This window comes from Nostoc sp. DedQUE02, assembly GCF_034531035.1.
Classification (GTDB): Bacteria; Cyanobacteriota; Cyanobacteriia; order Cyanobacteriales; family Nostocaceae; genus Nostoc.
Genome location: NZ_JAVRBY020000004.1, coordinates 244,222 through 259,155 on the forward strand (window position 1 = coordinate 244,222; position 14,934 = coordinate 259,155).

Here is a 14,934-nt window from a genome sequence, read left to right on the forward strand (position 1 = left end):
CTATTTGGTGAGAATTGCGATCGCCTTTTCTACAGCTTCCAAGGCAGTGTTTACTTCCGCCTCTGTGACAATTAGCGGTGGCACAAACCGGACTACTTTTGGCCCGGCGGGTACCAGCAATACGCCCTCGTTGATAGCAGCATTGACGACATCGGCTGCGGTTAGTTGAATATCGGCTCGCAACTCCAAACCGTTGATTAAACCCCAACCCCGAACTTCGCTAATGTGCTGAGGATATTTTGCTGCGATCGCTTTTAATCCAGATCGCAATTGTTCACCTCTGTCTTGCACATTCTGTAAAATATTTTCCCGTTCCAATGTTTGGCAAACACTGAGTGCTACACCACACACAAAAGGATTTCCGCCAAAGGTGCTGGCGTGTTCCCCTGGTTGAAAAACATCGCAGAATTTCTTGCTCATCATTGCACCGATCGGGACACCTCCACCTAAGCCTTTGGCACTGGTGAAAATATCCGGTTCAACGCCAAGATGTTCGTAAGCCCATAATTTGCCACTGCGTCCCATACCAACTTGCACTTCATCGAAAATCAATAAAATGCCAGTTTCGTCGCAAATTTGCCGGAGCTTTTTGAAATAGGCAATATCTCCTGGACGGACACCGCCTTCTCCCTGCAATGGCTCGATTAGAATTGCTGCTACCCGATAATCGCCTTCATCCAACTCGCTAATCGCCACTTCCACAGCGTTGATATCGTTGTAATTTACGTAGTGGAAACCAGGAACCAAGGGATCAAAATATTTTTGATACTTCGGTTGTGCTGTAGCCGTAATCGTTGCCAAAGTCCGCCCGTGGAAACTGGCATTGGCGGTTAAAATAATCGGTTTTTCAATGTCTAATACTGTGTGGGCATATTTCCGCGCCAATTTTATTGCGGCTTCGTTAGCTTCAGCTCCAGAGTTGCAGAAAAATACGCGATCGGCACAAGAATGTTCAACTAGCCATTTTGCCAATTCACCTTGCTCAGGAATGTAGTACAAATTAGAGACATGGTGCAGCTTCTGGATTTGGCGTGTTACCGCTTCTACCATAACTGGGTGGGCGTGTCCCAAAGTACAAGTGGCAATTCCCGCTACAAAGTCCAGATATTCGCGCCCCTGTGTATCCCAAACCCGGCATCCAGCACCCCGTTCTAGGGCTAAGGAAAACCGGCCGTAAGTAGACATGACAGCTTCATTAAAGCTATCTGCATCAAAGGGATTAGATGCTACAGACCCTGAATCTGGGGGGATGGTGGCTTGTTCAACGAGAGTTTGTAGGCTCACTACCGCTCCTCCTGAAAGTTTTTCATTATATAGTTATTTACTAGTTTCCTAGAAATCCCTAAAAAATACTTTTTATTTAGCACAACTCGCACTTCTTCTTAGGCTAACGCTTATATCACCTCGAACGCTTGCCGGTGTGAAAAAAATTTTGTACTCAATGCTTGAGCAAGAGGCAAGTTTGCATAAGCGCAGCCTGTCAGTTTTTTGAAAAGAAAGGTAGTCTAACAGGCGATCGCCTACGGTGGCCGCTTCAAAGTAGTAACCTGTCATAGCTGGATTTGTAGTTTGAATGTACTAAAAAGCACAAATGCGATAAAGTTAGTACAAAACTACAAAAAGCAGGCTAAAAGTACTATTGTTACGTCATTCTCAACACTTGAGCAAAAATATCAACGTATCCAAAAAGAGTTAATGGCTGGGGCGATCGCTCTTGGCGGTGTTTTCTTCATTGGCACTTTGTGGTACTGGCTAGTGGAGGGCTGGTCATGGGAAGATGCAGCCTACATGACAGTTATCACTCTTGCAACTGTGGGATATGGAGAGACGCACCCGCTAGGTAGCCGAGGACGATTGTTTACCATTGCCCTGATTTTGTTGGGTGTAGTTAATATCGGTTACATTGTCAACAGATTTACAGAAGCGATCATTCAAGGCTACTTTCAAGAAGGAATTCGGCTACAGCAACAGAGGCGGTTAATGGAATCCCTAACAGAACACTATATCATTTGTGGATTTAGCCGGACTGGTCGTCAAATTTCCAAAGAATTTCGGGCAGAAGGTGTATCTTTTGTAGTAATTGATTCAGACATGGAATCTGTACAAAGGGCGCAGGCAGAAGGTTACACAGCATACCAAGGTGATGCGACCCTAGATGACACGCTTTTGAAAGTTGGCGTTGAACGGGCGATTTGTATCGTTGCTGCCCTGCCTTCAGATGCTGAAAATTTATACATTGTTTTATCAGCAAAAACACTTAATCCAGTAATTCGGGTGATTGCACGGGCAAGTACAGAAGAAGCTTTGCAGAAGTTACGACGCGGTGGTGCAGATGAAGTGATATCCCCCTATATTACTGGTGGAAAGCGCATGGCTGCGGCGGCACTCAGACCCCAAGTATTGGACTTTGTAGACGGGATTTTGACAGGTGCAGACCGCCAATTATATATGGAAGAATTTTTACTCGACCCGGCTTTTTGTCCCTTTGTAGGTCAAACTTTGCAAAAAGCGAGATTGCGATCGCAATCTGGAGCATTAGTTCTGGTAATTCGCCGCGCTGATGGAACTTTAATCGGTGGCCCCACAGGCGATACGATTTTAATGCCAGGCGATCGGCTAATTGGTATGGGTACAGCAGAACAGTTGCGTAGCCTTAACCAAATTCTCGGCCCAATTGGTTCTCAGAAATTGCGACGACCGAAAAATAGTTGAGGGCAGATATCAGATAATTTCTGTAGACAAAAAGTAAAAATAAAAATGTTTTAAAAAAATGCCACTGTAAAATCTTAGCTTTGCCAACCAATGCCCAATTAATAATCAATTTCTCTCCACCCATGCATAGCTGCTATACCTTTTGTAACCCATTCGATCAAAATTGGTGGAGCTTCTGATATCAAAATACTAGGATAAACTGCTGCACCCCAATCGGGATGCACTAGTACACGGCATTGATTTTTAATCACTGGATAGTTAAGTAAAGCTTTGACAACTGCTGTGTCATCGTGGGGAATTGCACCGGGATGAGACAGTAAAGGATAGCCTGTACGAGGGTCGATTAAGTCTGTTAGATAGCCGCGATCGCGCAGATTAAATGCCAAATCGCAGCCAAATCTCATAAACTTTTCTCGCAAGCGTTCTTTCTCTGTCTCTACTTCTACCGTCTTTTCGACTAGTTGATAACGCGATTGCTGTAAAACAATCACTACTCGTAAAAATGGCTGGCGTTTCCAATCTGGTAATATCCGTTCGCAGTTGGCACAGATATATTGACTGGGAGCATGAATTGAAATTTGAACCGCTTGTCCCGTTTCGCCAACTAAATTAATGGGACAGGCTTGCTCCGAAGTGTAAACCTTGGGATAGTTCACTAAATTGATTCGATTTATGCAAAATTTTTAATTTAATCTCCGGTATAGATGATAGCTCTTAAAAGTTCAGAAAAATCATCATTTTTCTATAATATGTTACTTTTTTTGGCAACAGTTGCTAATAATTTGAGAATTTTAATCCTAATTTTATCCTTTATTAACCTGTTCTAATGGGATTTGCTGCGATCGCTATCGGCATTGGCATAGGTGCAGCATGTGGTAGACGAGCAATCCCTATGGTTGGCTACGCCTATGCGCCAGAAATATGGTCAATCAAAATCCCAAAAAATAACCTCCATCTCAGAGAATTTGCAGTCAAAACCAAAATGGTATAACTGTCAGCAAAGCTTGATTAAAAAGTTGTCTGGTGAAGCAAAGCGTATTGGAGTTTCACTAAAGGCAAGCAGAAAAAACAAAGGGAATCGGGTCTATCAGGAAATGCTTAAGCTCTACAGCATACTTTCCATACCACCCAATTAATTAAGTTTTAAAGAATTCACTGGTACTTCATCCCAAGAATCAACTGTCCGCAATCGCGCTACCCAACCTGCTGCCTTTTGTCTCTCGGTTAAATTATTCTCAAATGAATCATGACAATCTTTGGCTTGAGATTCATTACAACAGGCAATACAGGCATGAATCATCCCAGACGGATCAATTTGCTCATTTACCCAAATAGTCATGGAATATTCCCTCGAAAACTGTAGCGAAAAAATCTATTCGTTATTTTAGAATACTATAGCAATCTGAAACCATTGATAAAAATGGAGTTAACGTGAAACACGATTTGAACTGAGAACTAAAACAGAGTGAGCGATCGCGGCTCATGGTGCAATACTACTGTATCAGTGCAATGGCCACGTTAAGCTATATGGAGTAGTTTACTCGAAGCTCTATTTCATAAGGGTCTATTAGAAACATGAGTGAACATGACGTAGCCATTATTTATGAATTGTGCCTACCAAAAATTTTGGGCAATGCATAATTCATCTCACCAGATGTGTATTCTATGCAGCCTCTTCAAGAATTGGTATTACTATATGAGTGTTAATTAAATATTAAAAAACTAATAATTTCACTCACCACCACTCAGATTTTTTTGCTGTTGATAACGCTGTTTAAACTGCTGTTGTTGTATTTTATGATCCACAATAGGTTCAGGATAGCCAACAGCATGACGTTCTAAAGATGGAATTTTACCAGTAACTAAATATTCTGTATCTACAGACCGCAATTCTGATACCCATTGCCGAATATATTCCCCATCTGGATCAAATTTTTGTGTTTGACTGGCTGGGTTGAAAATCCGCACTGGTTTAGGGTCCATACCACTAGAAGCACTCCATTGCCAACCGCCATTGTTGGCAGATAAATCACCATCAATTAGGTGCTGCATAAAGTATTTTTCTCCCAATTGGGGATTAATTAGCAAGTCTTTAGTGAGGAAACTAGCGACAATCATCCGACAACGGTTGTGCATCCAGCCGCTTTCATTCATCTGGCGCATTGCTGCATCCACAATCGGGTAGCCTGTTCTCCCCTCACACCAGGCTTGGAAATGTTCTTCGTTAGTTTCCCAAGGAAAGTTTTTGAAGGTATTGCGAAAAGCACCATCAGCTAATTCAGGAAAGTTATACATTGCGTGTTGATAAAATTCCCGCCAAGCTAATTCCTGTTGCCATGTGCGGATATTAACTGCTGTTTCTTCACTGCGGCTGTTTTCCTGTGCTTCTATAGTGGCTTGCCAAACGGTGCGAATGCCTATTACACCAAATTTCAAAGCTGCACTCAGCTGCGATGTTCCATCAACTGCGGGATAATTTCGCTGTTCTTGGTATTCAGTAATAGCTTTAGCAGTAAATTCCTCTAGTCGTTCTTGCGCCGCCGCCTCTCCTGGTGAAATAATCAATTGTTCATCCCAGATGAATCCTAAATCTTTCGCTGAAGGTAATGCGATCGCTCCTACAAGTTTTGCAGTTTCCTGTTCAGCTTCCGTTAATCCCTCAACATTTTCCAGTGTTTCTACTGGATTCGCTTTTGGTTTGGTAATCCAATTTTTCCAGAAGGGGGTGTAAACTGTGTAAGGTTGATTGCTACCGGTGCGTAATTGCTCTGGGGAATTGAGGATCTGATCCCAGTTTTGCTCAAGAAACTGAATACCTTTTTCTTTGAGGGCATTTATAATTGTGCGATCGCGTTCTTGCGAATAAGGTTCTACATCCCAATTCCAAAAAACAGCTTTGGCATTTATTGCCTGCGCTAAAGCCGGTATCGCTTGTACAGGATTGGCGTGGAGTATTAATAATTGGCTACCAACTTGAGCATATCGCTCTTGGAGTTTCTGCAAACAACCAATCATATAAGTTACTTTCACAGGAGCAACATCATCCCGTTCCAGAATATTTGGATCAAGGCAAAACACGCCCACCACTTTCGGACTCTGCCGTTTTGCCGCAGCCAGTCCCGTATTGTCAGAAATGCGTAAATCGCGCCGATGCCAAAACAGAATTAAGTCAGACATTCCATGCTACATATAGTTCACCCGTACTAGCTTAGATGCTAGTGGTACCAATGAGCATCATTCTGGCGATAAATTTCTTTGGTATTGGGCATTGGGCAAAACCCTTCGGGTAGGAAAAAGGGAAAAGGGAAAAGGGAAAAGGGAAAAGGGAAAAGGAGGGAGCTTTCCTTTCCCCTTTGCCCCTTGCCCTTTCCCCTTTGGCGTTGCCATCTCCCCCTGCCCCCTGCCTCCCCTATTCCCCGGTTTGTCAGTCGGAAAAAGTGGCTTTTTAGAAAAAAATTGAGTATACTCTTCTTAACAGTTAATTAGTCTTTTTGTCATGGCTAACCTACTACTTGATGACGGTACGATTGAGAGCGATTTAGGCGAAATAGCTCGTGAACTTGCGCCTCTTGGCATTGAACTTAGACACTACGACCCAGGAACATCGCTTCTCTTCCCCGATCTGCTTGGCCAGGACGTTTTAACTGAGGCTGAAAAGCGTTATTGTGTAGAACTCCATAACAGCGTCTTTGAATTTATTCAGCAAGAAAATGGCGGGATTTGGTGTGACTTGCTAAATGTGCATCCAGGTTCTTTGAATCTTCACCACCTGATAGCAACCTACGGTCGTTACCATACTCATCCTGCGGCAGAACCCCTGTACGTGTTGGCAGGAGAAATGATCTATGGCTTTGTGCGTCCTGATGGCAGCCAGGTACAGCTTTTAGTTCAGGCACAAGATTATCTCTACATCCCCGCCAACGTTGAGCATTGGTGCAGTCCGACTGCATCGTTGAATTTCAAAGGGATACGTTATTTTGCGATCGCAGAAGGTTGGGTTCCCAATTATACAGGTACTCAAGTGAGTGATTCACTCAACAAGCCGGGTTAAAGCTCAATTTTATAATCTCAAACTGTGATATTTATTACTTAATGCTTTACCTCTAAAGTCAATGTTCATCGATAACGTTTGCCGCTATCTTTCAGAATAGTATCCCGAAAACTTTGCCACCTGGTTGTTAGGTAGAACCCCAGCAGACGTTGAAGACCTCAAAACTGAGTTGAGCGTTGCTCCAGAATTGCGTAGGCGAAGCCCGCACTTCTCTACGAGACGCTCCGCGTAGCTTGCTTCTCCGGAGGGGTACGGCTGCGCGGAAATCGAGCGACTTGCACTGAGTTTCGACTACGCGGTAATCGAGCGAAGTCGAGATTCAAGTATTGCGGCGCCGAAGTGAGTCGAGATTCAACTACCGCGCAGTCGTTGTGAGTCCAGATTCAGTGACCGTCGTAGACATCGCAGATTGAAGTATTATCTTTAACCCAATTAGAGGATTTAAGTGATGCGCTATTAGATTTCTCGACAGCAACGGATTTGATCGGCTGGTTCAATAGTGTTAAAGAAAGCTGATTACTTTACTCAACTTCCTCACAGAGAATTAATAGCGTTTCCATCGCTTCTGCTAGAGAAATCAACTCTGTCCAAGAGGAACCACTAACTAAATTTTGGGCGTGAGCTAATCGGTTTCGCAACTGTTCAGCAGATTTGAGAAAGCGTTCGCCAAACCGCTTGGATTTTAGTCCTAGTTGCTGAAGAAGTTCTGGTTGATTTAAAATCAACTCCCGCTTATCACAGAATTGCAGATAATCTAACAAATCGGTAGCTTCGTTTCTTTCTTGGCTCTCTCGCCATAGCCGTTGAGCAACTTCTAAGCGTTCAGGTTTAAGGACTTTTTGCCAAGAATCTTGAGGATAGTAAATCCGCACCAGCCGCAGCAAATTCATCTCTAGCAGCGTTACTAAGCCAAACAGTAGCATTCGCACGGGTGCTTTCTGCAAGTCCCCACAGGTAACAATACCACTTACCTGATTGCAATCTAAGACAAACAATCGCGGAGTTTGTTGCAAAATGGGTAGCAACTTCATCAGTGGGGTGGAAATAGCAATTAGTTCTTTGGGATGAAACACCCGTTGGTAGTCGCTACATTTGCCTTCTTTACCTGGAATTAAACTAGAGCGTTCTACATAACCGCTAATAATATCTCCTGTCTCAACGCCGATAACATCAAAATTTTGTGCCTGCATCCAATGCAGCACTTCTTTGACCTCTGCATCACCTGGCATAGCTTTCAGGGGTTCTGCCACGTATTCAATGGTGATATTGTTCTCAAATAAACTCCGCAGGTCTTGAGAACGCGATTTTAAGTGTTTCATCCCCTGACTGTGAACTCACGTTAAATAATCCTACGGCACTCATGCGATCGCCTGCGACGGGCGGTTCCTGAGCGCAGCCGAAGGGCTACGCCTACGCCTGCGGAATTTTATGCTACATGACCCTTGCAATAGTCCAATATTATACCATTTTAGTTGGTAATATTTTGGCGATCGCTTAGACAATTTCAAGTAACAAAATATTTCGCATTTAGAAAAAAATAAATATATATGTAGTTACAATACTTTTCAAGTAATTGAACTACACTACTTCTACTATTTGTCTTAGTCATGGTCTAAATTGCTATAACTAGATGAGATGAGTTGATTAATTTGCAATAACAATATCGAAAATCATGACAAAAAAAATGTTATTACTAAAACGACATACAGAATAGATACTTGGTAGAATTTTAACAAGATAACCAAAATTGATAATATTATTATGCCAAGAAAAGAACAAGGATGGGTAACATTTCAAACTTCAGAGGATGAACGGAAGATTCTCGAAGAGTTCTGCGAACAGTCTCAACGCACCAAGACTGAGATTCTGCGAGAGCTTGTGCGTAGTCTCAATCAGCACTCATCAGCACCAATATCACCAGCAACTCAGCAGGAAAAACAAGAATATATTTACACTCAAAACCCTGAGATAGAAAGTAGCATTCAAAAGAAATCACTAAAAGTTAGCTCTCGTAATATTCTCAAAGGTGTGGTGAAACGAGTTGTTTATGGAGCTGTCAATAGTGAGGTGACTCTGGAGATTATTCATAAAGTAGAATTAACCTCAATTATCACTAGAGCTTCTGCCGAAGAGTTGGAGTTAGCTGAAGGAAAAGAAGCTTATGCAGTCATTAAATCTAACGATATTGTCATTGCTAGAGAATAGAAATATGTTAATTTTGGTCGTTGAATATTAAGAGGATAAATTCTCATCACCAATATTTTTGATTTTGGAGAACTACAAGATAAATCGAATAAATATAGGACTCCTATTTAATTGCGTAAAAAAACTCTGTACAATCGCTGTACGGTAATACTGGTGCAAATGTTGGTCTGGTGGTAGGGATATCATTTATTACCGCGATCGCACAGTCAGGAAACTTAGAAACTGCACTCATCCGATCGCTGCTATGTCTAATTGCAGGTGGCTGGGCGATGCTACTTTCTTTAGAGCAGTTAGCTGATTCAGTAGAGTAGGAAATTACCCCACCGCCCTTGCTTGAAAAAACGCTGCAAAATAATCCAACCGCACCTGCAAGCACTGCGTACATCTCGGATACAAGAGCTAGGGACATACACCTATTCGTCAGGCAGTTATTGATTACAGCATATTAGATTTGGAGATTGAGCAGAGTGTTCGGCGCTTGACTGCTATGCACTCAGCGATGGTACGGCTCATTTTATTAGAAAAGTAGCGGTTCTCAAATAGACAGTATAGCCGTAGTCACATAGGTTAGGACATAATGACAAGCGTGAATGCTAGGAACAGTAATAATTTTACTCCAGCCTCCAGCCTCCTGCTATAAAAGAAGCGATCGCAAATATGTCCATGACATTAGACATTGCAATCGTCGCCAAGAATGTAGTTTGTAAAGTGCTTTCAAGTTCAAATTGACAAAAAAATATTCTTTTACGAGCGAATATGTACTTTTGATCTCTCTTCAGAAATTTGCCATTTGAAAATTGATGTTATAAATTGGTGCTCAGGTTTTAATCAGAAATTTATTTACCAATGAAAACCCAACAGATCAGTTCAACAACACAACAAAATAGACCCACCAAGACGAAAAAACAGTCTTTTCCTGGCATGAGTATTGGTACTCCTAAAGTACCATTCCACAAGTGCAAGAAAATAGCACAACAGCATGAGTTACTTAGTGACTGGGAACACGCAAGTTAATTTTGCAATCTGCTCCTACACCAACTTACAATGCTGTGTACTCTTTATATGCGGCTCCCGATATCTCGTGGAATTAACTAAAATACCATGTAACATTAGGGTGTCATGATTTCTTTCGCTCTATTGTCATGAGCCAACAATCTGAATATTCTCCTTCATGGAGTTCATGAGCAGGTAATAGCTTTACCTTCACAAAACCACATTTTTCATAGCAGTGGATAGCGCGAAGATTGTCAACGTGCGGATCTATAACAATTTGATCAGCTTGCTGCTGTTCAAAAAGATGGGTGATAACTGCTGACAGGATTTTTGTACCAATTCCCTTGTTCCAATAGTCGGTTTCGCCTATGAACAAATCAATTGCGTAGACACGATCAGTTTGCTCGAGATGATACAATTCTCTATCTGTTTGCGATAAGTCATTGAGCGCACAATACTGCAAATAACCAATGGGAATATTTTGATAGTAGAACAAACAGGGAATAACTGGCTCATATCCCCCGATCATAGGTTTGTAAGTTTCTATAATTCTTTCTAAAGGAAAAGGATTATCTCTTCCTTCATAAAATTCTAAAACTTGTGCATCAGTTAACCATTTTGCCATCAACTCATAATCATAAATCTCATCTTGCATTGGACGAACAGCTATTTCGCCTTTTTTAATCAGCATATAAGAATCCGGTTTGATTACTGAAATCACTTGGCTTAGTAGGCAATAGGCAATAGGCAAGAAGGCAAAAGGCACTAGACAATAAGATTTCAGAAGATTAAGGTGTACCGAATTTTTTTCAAAAATCAAATATGAGTCCTATAGCTTGGATATATATTAGTTATAGCAACTCTATAAATAATATATATAGCTCATGATTTATGGAAAAAAAAGGAAATTCCATCTCTGCTTTGTGAGAATGAAATTCCCCTTAAACCCTTATAAGACCCTTGATATCAGATAGTTATCCACAACTGAAATTTACTTAATTCCCACCAGACACAACAGCTTTATTATGTATTGCAGTGTCTTCGGGCTTTCTTTGCCATTTGCCATCGTTACCTGGTTCGTATTCATTTTTTACACTATTCCAAGCAATGTCACGCGCACCCTCTTCACTCAAACCATCACTTTGAGCGCCATTAAATGCCGCAAGAAAAATCTGTTGTGCGTGTTCAGGCAGTTGTTCTTTGATGTCTTCAGATAATTCATCTATTTTGTTATAAGGCATAAACTAACTCCGATTATGTCAACTTCAGTTCATGCTAAAAAACTGGTCATCTAATTTCCTCCTTCTCTAAGTAGAGAACTAAATAATCATACTTTTGGCTGAGTCAAGCAATTTTTAGATCAGCGATGCAATGATATTAATGCTCATAGCTAAAATAGTGGTATTGAAAAAAAAGGATAATACGCCATGTAACAGAGTCAAGCGCCTCATTTCGCGTGATGTCGTCTGCACATCTGAAACTTGACTAGTCATACCAACTACAAATGAATAATACAAAAATTCCCAATAGTCTGGATAGTCATTATGAGGAAAATCTAAACCTCCGGTGACTTCTTGACTATGATTATGATTAATGTATTTGTAATAGCTGTGTGCATATTGCACTGCAAACATCGTATGCACTAGTAACCAGGAACCGACAATGGTCATAATTGAAAGTATGACATGTAGGGTAAGCAGAATTGTTGACAATCCTTTTTTATCAGTTAGTAAAAATCCAATGGCTAAAACACTGGCACAAGCCGCAGCAATCACCAGCATGAATATAGCCAAATGTCCTTCATATTCACTCTCAGCATAACGGCGAATTTTTTCTGGGGTAGCCTCGATCATCTTCCACCACGTTATGGCTAAGAAAAAATCAGTACCAGAGTTCCAAGTGCAAAGAATACGAGTTGGTAAGTGCAGAGAATGGGGAAGGATTACTGAAACTAATCCAGCGAGTCCGACAGCAATGATCAGTCGGGGTCGAGAATCAAAATTTTTAAATAAATTAAGTTTCACAAATATTGCGATCGCAGAGTTTAACTAATTCGTAATACTCGCCAAAGCGAGAAGCAAGCTACATAATTTTCAGTGAAACACTCACGTCTAATTCTAAAATTGTTGGTCTTGAAGCTAATCGCTATTAAAATCGCCTCTTTGCTTTCCGTGGTATTTCTGGCAATTTTAACTACCCAGCTTCAAATACATACATCAACTTACTTCTTGGGCTATAAATCCTCAACCAATTGAATTACGAATTACGTTAGAGTATTCGTACTCTTACAGAGAAGCAAGCTAGCAAGAGCGTCTCGTAGAGAAGCCGAGGTACGAATTATTTTAACTTAGCTCTAATCGTCTCTATTCGTTGACGATTAACACCCAAATCGCTCTGACCTAAGCGTGAAGCTGAACGGACTTGGATAACATTAGCATTCCGGTCTAGATAGAATTCTACATCATCCACAAATCCCAGTAAAGCACTTTTAAATTCTGCATATAAATAATCTTTATTTTCGGTAATGATTTTGGTTCTTGGTAAGGACTGAATAATGTCTTTAAGATTAGCGATCGCTTCTTCTGGGGTAGATGTAAAAGTCAGTGGTGCAATTTTGTGAGAGGCATCAGTACTCTGACTAGAAACGCAGTTAGGGGAATTAGGGCAGGAAGCTAATTTACCGTTGCTGATACCTAAATTATTCGGCCGTTTGCCAGCAAAAACCATAATTATGTTTCCCAGTAAGTAAGTGAATAAATGCTTTTTCTTAATCAGTGTAATACTTTGCGGCAATCCCATCTTCTGGCAAATGACAGATTCACTAAAACATCGGTGATGCGATCGCTCTTTAGGACTAGATTAAAAAAAATAAAGCCTGTATTCATTGCTCAATCAAGGTTACAGACTTTATTAGTACATTTATACAGTAGATTCAGACTAGGCGATACTCAAATTAACTCGGACAATCAAATCGTTGTAATCTTGATCGCCGCCATTTGCCAAATCCTCGAAGCCAAAAGCGTTATTGCCTAACAGGCGAATATGATCTGCTTTGTCAGTGTTAGCGCCCAAGAACGAGAAGTAAACTGCCGGATCGTTATTAGGATTGCTATCAAAAATTGTATCAGTCCCGCCATTAACGATAATAAATGGGACGAAAATAGCACCAGGCTGGAAAGTACCTGTGAAAGTTGCTGTACCTTCGTTAGGCACACTCAAATCAATACCAGCGACACGGTTACTAACAGCTGCTTGAGTATAACCCGCCTGTCCAACAAGCACATCTGCTGTACCATCACCATTTGTATCGATGCCCCCATTTTGATCAGTTACCTGATAAAAGCCGACAAAATTGTTAAAAGCTGCTTCTCTATGAACCACAAATTCAGCTTTCACCAATTGTGTCACATCCCGTAAATCAATCATTTCGGCTTCAGATTTTCCTTGAAGACCAGTACCTAGAGGTGGGTTTTCGTCTGTAGCTTCAATTTTGACAACCAAATCCTGGAATTTGAGAGAGAAACCTTCATTATCTACATTCGTGTCTGAGGAAAAAAGCACCTGAGACAACGAGGTTTGTCCAGATAGTACCGCCTGAGTAGTGCTGCCACGTATTAAATAAAATCTCAGGTTGCTCTGAGAGTTGAATTCCAGTAGGCTTGTCAAGTCACTAGGATTAAACCCATTGGGTAGTTTTGCCAGAGATGAGAAAAGTACCGTTGCTCGTTGGAGAGCTAGCTCGGTGTAATTTGCTGTACCAGGGGCTACACCATCAATCCTACCTTCTGCATCATCAACAACAAACACACCCAGTTCATTGACTTCTTCAGAGGTGCTATTTTTAATCTTGACAGAGAGTCTAGCTTTTTCATCGTTAACTTTATTTTTGATGGTAAAGATATCACCTGTAATTATTGTGAGTAGGCTAGTTGGTTGGATAATAGGAGTAGTTTTCTGAGCAACCGTGAGTGCAAAATCATCACTAACTCCAGCCCCTGCTGGATCTGTGGCGGTAACTTGAATGTTCAAGCTACCGACATTATCAACCGTAGGAATACCATTGAAGGTAAGCTCATAAGGATTGAAGGTTAACCAACTGGGTAGCGGGTCGCCATTGTCTAAGGTAGCAGTGTAGGTCAGGGTATCTTCAAGATCCACATCGCTAAAAGTGTTTTCAGGAATAGTGAAGTTGAAGATAGTTTTTGCTCTGGTTTTTTGGTCAGCGATCTCCTGATCTACAATTGGTGGACTGTTGACTTTAGCGATTGTCAATCTAAACACATCACTGACTTCATCCCCAGAAATATCATTGACAGTGACTTTGATATTCTGATCGCCTAAATTTTCCAGCGTAGGAGTACCACTAAAATTATGGGTAACAGGATTAAAAGTTAGCCAACTAGGTAGGGGGTCGCCATTTTCGAGGGCGGCAGTATAGGTGAGAATATCACCAGCATCAACATCAATGAAAGTGTTCTCTGGGATAGTGAAATTGAACTGCGTATTTATGACTCCCTTTAGATTAGCGATCGCCTGAACGGCCTCTGGCGCATCGTTGACATTCTTAACAGTCAGTGCAAAATCATCATTAACTTCAACCCCAAAAATATCCCTAGCAGTAACTTTAATGTTTAAGCTACCCACGTTTGCATTTAAGGGAGTGCCATTAAAGGTCTTAGTAGCAGCATCAAAACTCAACCAACTGGGTAGGGGATCGCCGTTTTCGAGAGAGGCACTGTAGGTAAGACTATCACCAGCATCAACATCAATGAAGGTGTTTGCGGAGATTGTGAAATTGAAAACCGTGTCTTCTATTGCTTCTTGGTTTGCAATTTCGTTCACCAGCTCTGGCGGATCATTAGCGTTCTCAACAGTGAGTACAAACACATCACTGACTTGAGCTTGAGCAATATCCTTGGCGATAACTTTGATGTTTAAGCTACCAACGTTTTCATTTAAGGGAGTACCACTGA

The 14,934-nt window shown here is 41.3% G+C and carries 17 protein-coding genes; 6 read left to right on the forward strand and 11 right to left on the reverse strand.

Annotation, left to right across the window (positions count from 1 at the left end; genetic code table 11):
* A complete protein-coding gene (locus RMX98_RS06410) occupies window positions 1–1,284 on the reverse strand; it encodes an aspartate aminotransferase family protein (protein WP_409881181.1) in 1,284 nt (427 codons plus the stop codon).
* 411 nt (window positions 1,285–1,695) lie between these two features.
* Between RMX98_RS06410 and RMX98_RS06415 the strand changes: the two genes are divergently transcribed.
* On the forward strand, window positions 1,696–2,712 hold the full coding sequence (locus RMX98_RS06415; protein ID WP_409881240.1) for a potassium channel family protein: 1,017 nt from the start codon (window positions 1,696–1,698) through the stop codon (window positions 2,710–2,712).
* A gap of 98 nt (window positions 2,713–2,810) precedes the next feature.
* Here the strand turns inward: RMX98_RS06415 and RMX98_RS06420 are convergent, their stop codons facing one another.
* Window positions 2,811–3,368, reverse strand: coding sequence for a methylmalonic aciduria and homocystinuria type D protein (locus RMX98_RS06420; protein WP_409881182.1), 558 nt, complete (start codon window positions 3,366–3,368; stop codon window positions 2,811–2,813).
* Window positions 3,369–3,538: 170 nt separating this feature from the next.
* On the opposite strand from RMX98_RS06420, the gene RMX98_RS06425 reads away from it, so the two are divergent.
* Window positions 3,539–3,703: a hypothetical protein gene (locus tag RMX98_RS06425; protein WP_409881183.1), complete on the forward strand. Its 165-nt coding sequence runs from the start codon at window positions 3,539–3,541 to the stop codon at window positions 3,701–3,703.
* A gap of 141 nt (window positions 3,704–3,844) precedes the next feature.
* On the opposite strand, the gene RMX98_RS06430 is transcribed toward RMX98_RS06425, so the two are convergent.
* The gene (locus RMX98_RS06430; protein ID WP_409881185.1) at window positions 3,845–4,051 is read right to left on the reverse strand and encodes a glycogen debranching protein; all 207 of its coding nucleotides are present in this window, start codon (window positions 4,049–4,051) and stop codon (window positions 3,845–3,847) included.
* 392 nt (window positions 4,052–4,443) lie between these two features.
* Window positions 4,444–5,889 carry a deoxyribodipyrimidine photo-lyase, 8-HDF type gene (locus RMX98_RS06435; RefSeq protein WP_409881186.1) on the reverse strand — a complete coding sequence of 482 codons (1,446 nt, stop codon included), beginning with the start codon at window positions 5,887–5,889 and terminating at the stop codon, window positions 4,444–4,446.
* A 319-nt stretch (window positions 5,890–6,208) separates the two neighbouring features.
* Between RMX98_RS06435 and RMX98_RS06440 the strand changes: the two genes are divergently transcribed.
* Entirely contained in the window at window positions 6,209–6,763 is a 555-nt protein-coding gene (locus RMX98_RS06440; protein ID WP_409881187.1) for a 1,2-dihydroxy-3-keto-5-methylthiopentene dioxygenase, read from the forward strand.
* A 408-nt stretch (window positions 6,764–7,171) separates the two neighbouring features.
* Window positions 7,172–7,279 carry a DUF4351 domain-containing protein gene (locus RMX98_RS06445; RefSeq protein WP_409881242.1) on the forward strand — a complete coding sequence of 36 codons (108 nt, stop codon included), beginning with the start codon at window positions 7,172–7,174 and terminating at the stop codon, window positions 7,277–7,279.
* A gap of 5 nt (window positions 7,280–7,284) precedes the next feature.
* Here the strand turns inward: RMX98_RS06445 and RMX98_RS06450 are convergent, their stop codons facing one another.
* Entirely contained in the window at window positions 7,285–8,082 is a 798-nt protein-coding gene (locus RMX98_RS06450; protein WP_409881188.1) for a hypothetical protein, read from the reverse strand.
* A 442-nt stretch (window positions 8,083–8,524) separates the two neighbouring features.
* Here RMX98_RS06450 and RMX98_RS06455 point away from each other — a divergent pair, with 442 nt between their 5' ends.
* A complete protein-coding gene (locus RMX98_RS06455; RefSeq protein ID WP_409881189.1) occupies window positions 8,525–8,968 on the forward strand; it encodes a molybdopterin-binding protein in 444 nt (147 codons plus the stop codon).
* Window positions 8,969–9,071: 103 nt separating this feature from the next.
* On the opposite strand, the gene RMX98_RS06460 is transcribed toward RMX98_RS06455, so the two are convergent.
* A complete protein-coding gene (locus tag RMX98_RS06460) occupies window positions 9,072–9,377 on the reverse strand; it encodes a hypothetical protein (RefSeq protein ID WP_409881190.1) in 306 nt (101 codons plus the stop codon).
* A gap of 437 nt (window positions 9,378–9,814) precedes the next feature.
* Here RMX98_RS06460 and RMX98_RS06465 point away from each other — a divergent pair, with 437 nt between their 5' ends.
* Window positions 9,815–9,982, forward strand: a complete 168-nt coding sequence (locus RMX98_RS06465; RefSeq protein WP_409881192.1) for a hypothetical protein — start codon at window positions 9,815–9,817, stop codon at window positions 9,980–9,982.
* Window positions 9,983–10,085: 103 nt separating this feature from the next.
* Here RMX98_RS06465 and RMX98_RS06470 read toward each other — a convergent pair whose 3' ends face one another.
* The 5 genes from RMX98_RS06470 to RMX98_RS06490 all read right to left on the reverse strand — a co-directional run.
* Window positions 10,086–10,652, reverse strand: a complete 567-nt coding sequence (locus RMX98_RS06470) for a GNAT family N-acetyltransferase (RefSeq protein WP_409881243.1) — start codon at window positions 10,650–10,652, stop codon at window positions 10,086–10,088.
* 304 nt (window positions 10,653–10,956) lie between these two features.
* Complete coding sequence (locus tag RMX98_RS06475) at window positions 10,957–11,202, reverse strand: ChaB family protein (protein WP_409881193.1); 246 nt, start codon at window positions 11,200–11,202, stop codon at window positions 10,957–10,959.
* A 114-nt stretch (window positions 11,203–11,316) separates the two neighbouring features.
* Window positions 11,317–11,985, reverse strand: coding sequence for a DUF1345 domain-containing protein (locus RMX98_RS06480; protein WP_409881195.1), 669 nt, complete (start codon window positions 11,983–11,985; stop codon window positions 11,317–11,319).
* Between the two features lie 313 nt (window positions 11,986–12,298).
* Window positions 12,299–12,688, reverse strand: coding sequence for a DUF1499 domain-containing protein (locus tag RMX98_RS06485; RefSeq protein WP_409881196.1), 390 nt, complete (start codon window positions 12,686–12,688; stop codon window positions 12,299–12,301).
* 210 nt (window positions 12,689–12,898) lie between these two features.
* Window positions 12,899–14,934: putative Ig domain-containing protein (locus tag RMX98_RS06490; protein ID WP_409881198.1), on the reverse strand; the 2,036-nt coding region annotated here is incomplete at its 5' end.

Excerpts from the sequence above, each read along its gene's own strand:
- RMX98_RS06430 (WP_409881185.1), bottom strand. The coding sequence starts at position 4,051 with ATGACTATTTGGGTAAATGAGCAAATTGATCCGTCTGGGATGATTCAT.
- RMX98_RS06425 (WP_409881183.1), top strand. The coding sequence starts at position 3,539 with ATGGGATTTGCTGCGATCGCTATCGGCATTGGCATAGGTGCAGCATGT.
- RMX98_RS06460 (WP_409881190.1), bottom strand. The coding sequence starts at position 9,377 with ATGTCCCTAGCTCTTGTATCCGAGATGTACGCAGTGCTTGCAGGTGCG.
- RMX98_RS06485 (WP_409881196.1), bottom strand. The coding sequence starts at position 12,688 with ATGGTTTTTGCTGGCAAACGGCCGAATAATTTAGGTATCAGCAACGGT.
- RMX98_RS06475 (WP_409881193.1), bottom strand. The coding sequence starts at position 11,202 with ATGCCTTATAACAAAATAGATGAATTATCTGAAGACATCAAAGAACAA.
- RMX98_RS06415 (WP_409881240.1), top strand. The coding sequence starts at position 1,696 with ATGGCTGGGGCGATCGCTCTTGGCGGTGTTTTCTTCATTGGCACTTTG.
- RMX98_RS06450 (WP_409881188.1), bottom strand. The coding sequence starts at position 8,082 with ATGAAACACTTAAAATCGCGTTCTCAAGACCTGCGGAGTTTATTTGAG.
- RMX98_RS06435 (WP_409881186.1), bottom strand. The coding sequence starts at position 5,889 with ATGTCTGACTTAATTCTGTTTTGGCATCGGCGCGATTTACGCATTTCT.
- RMX98_RS06465 (WP_409881192.1), top strand. The coding sequence starts at position 9,815 with ATGAAAACCCAACAGATCAGTTCAACAACACAACAAAATAGACCCACC.
- RMX98_RS06470 (WP_409881243.1), bottom strand. The coding sequence starts at position 10,652 with ATGCTGATTAAAAAAGGCGAAATAGCTGTTCGTCCAATGCAAGATGAG.
- RMX98_RS06455 (WP_409881189.1), top strand. The coding sequence starts at position 8,525 with ATGCCAAGAAAAGAACAAGGATGGGTAACATTTCAAACTTCAGAGGAT.
- RMX98_RS06440 (WP_409881187.1), top strand. The coding sequence starts at position 6,209 with ATGGCTAACCTACTACTTGATGACGGTACGATTGAGAGCGATTTAGGC.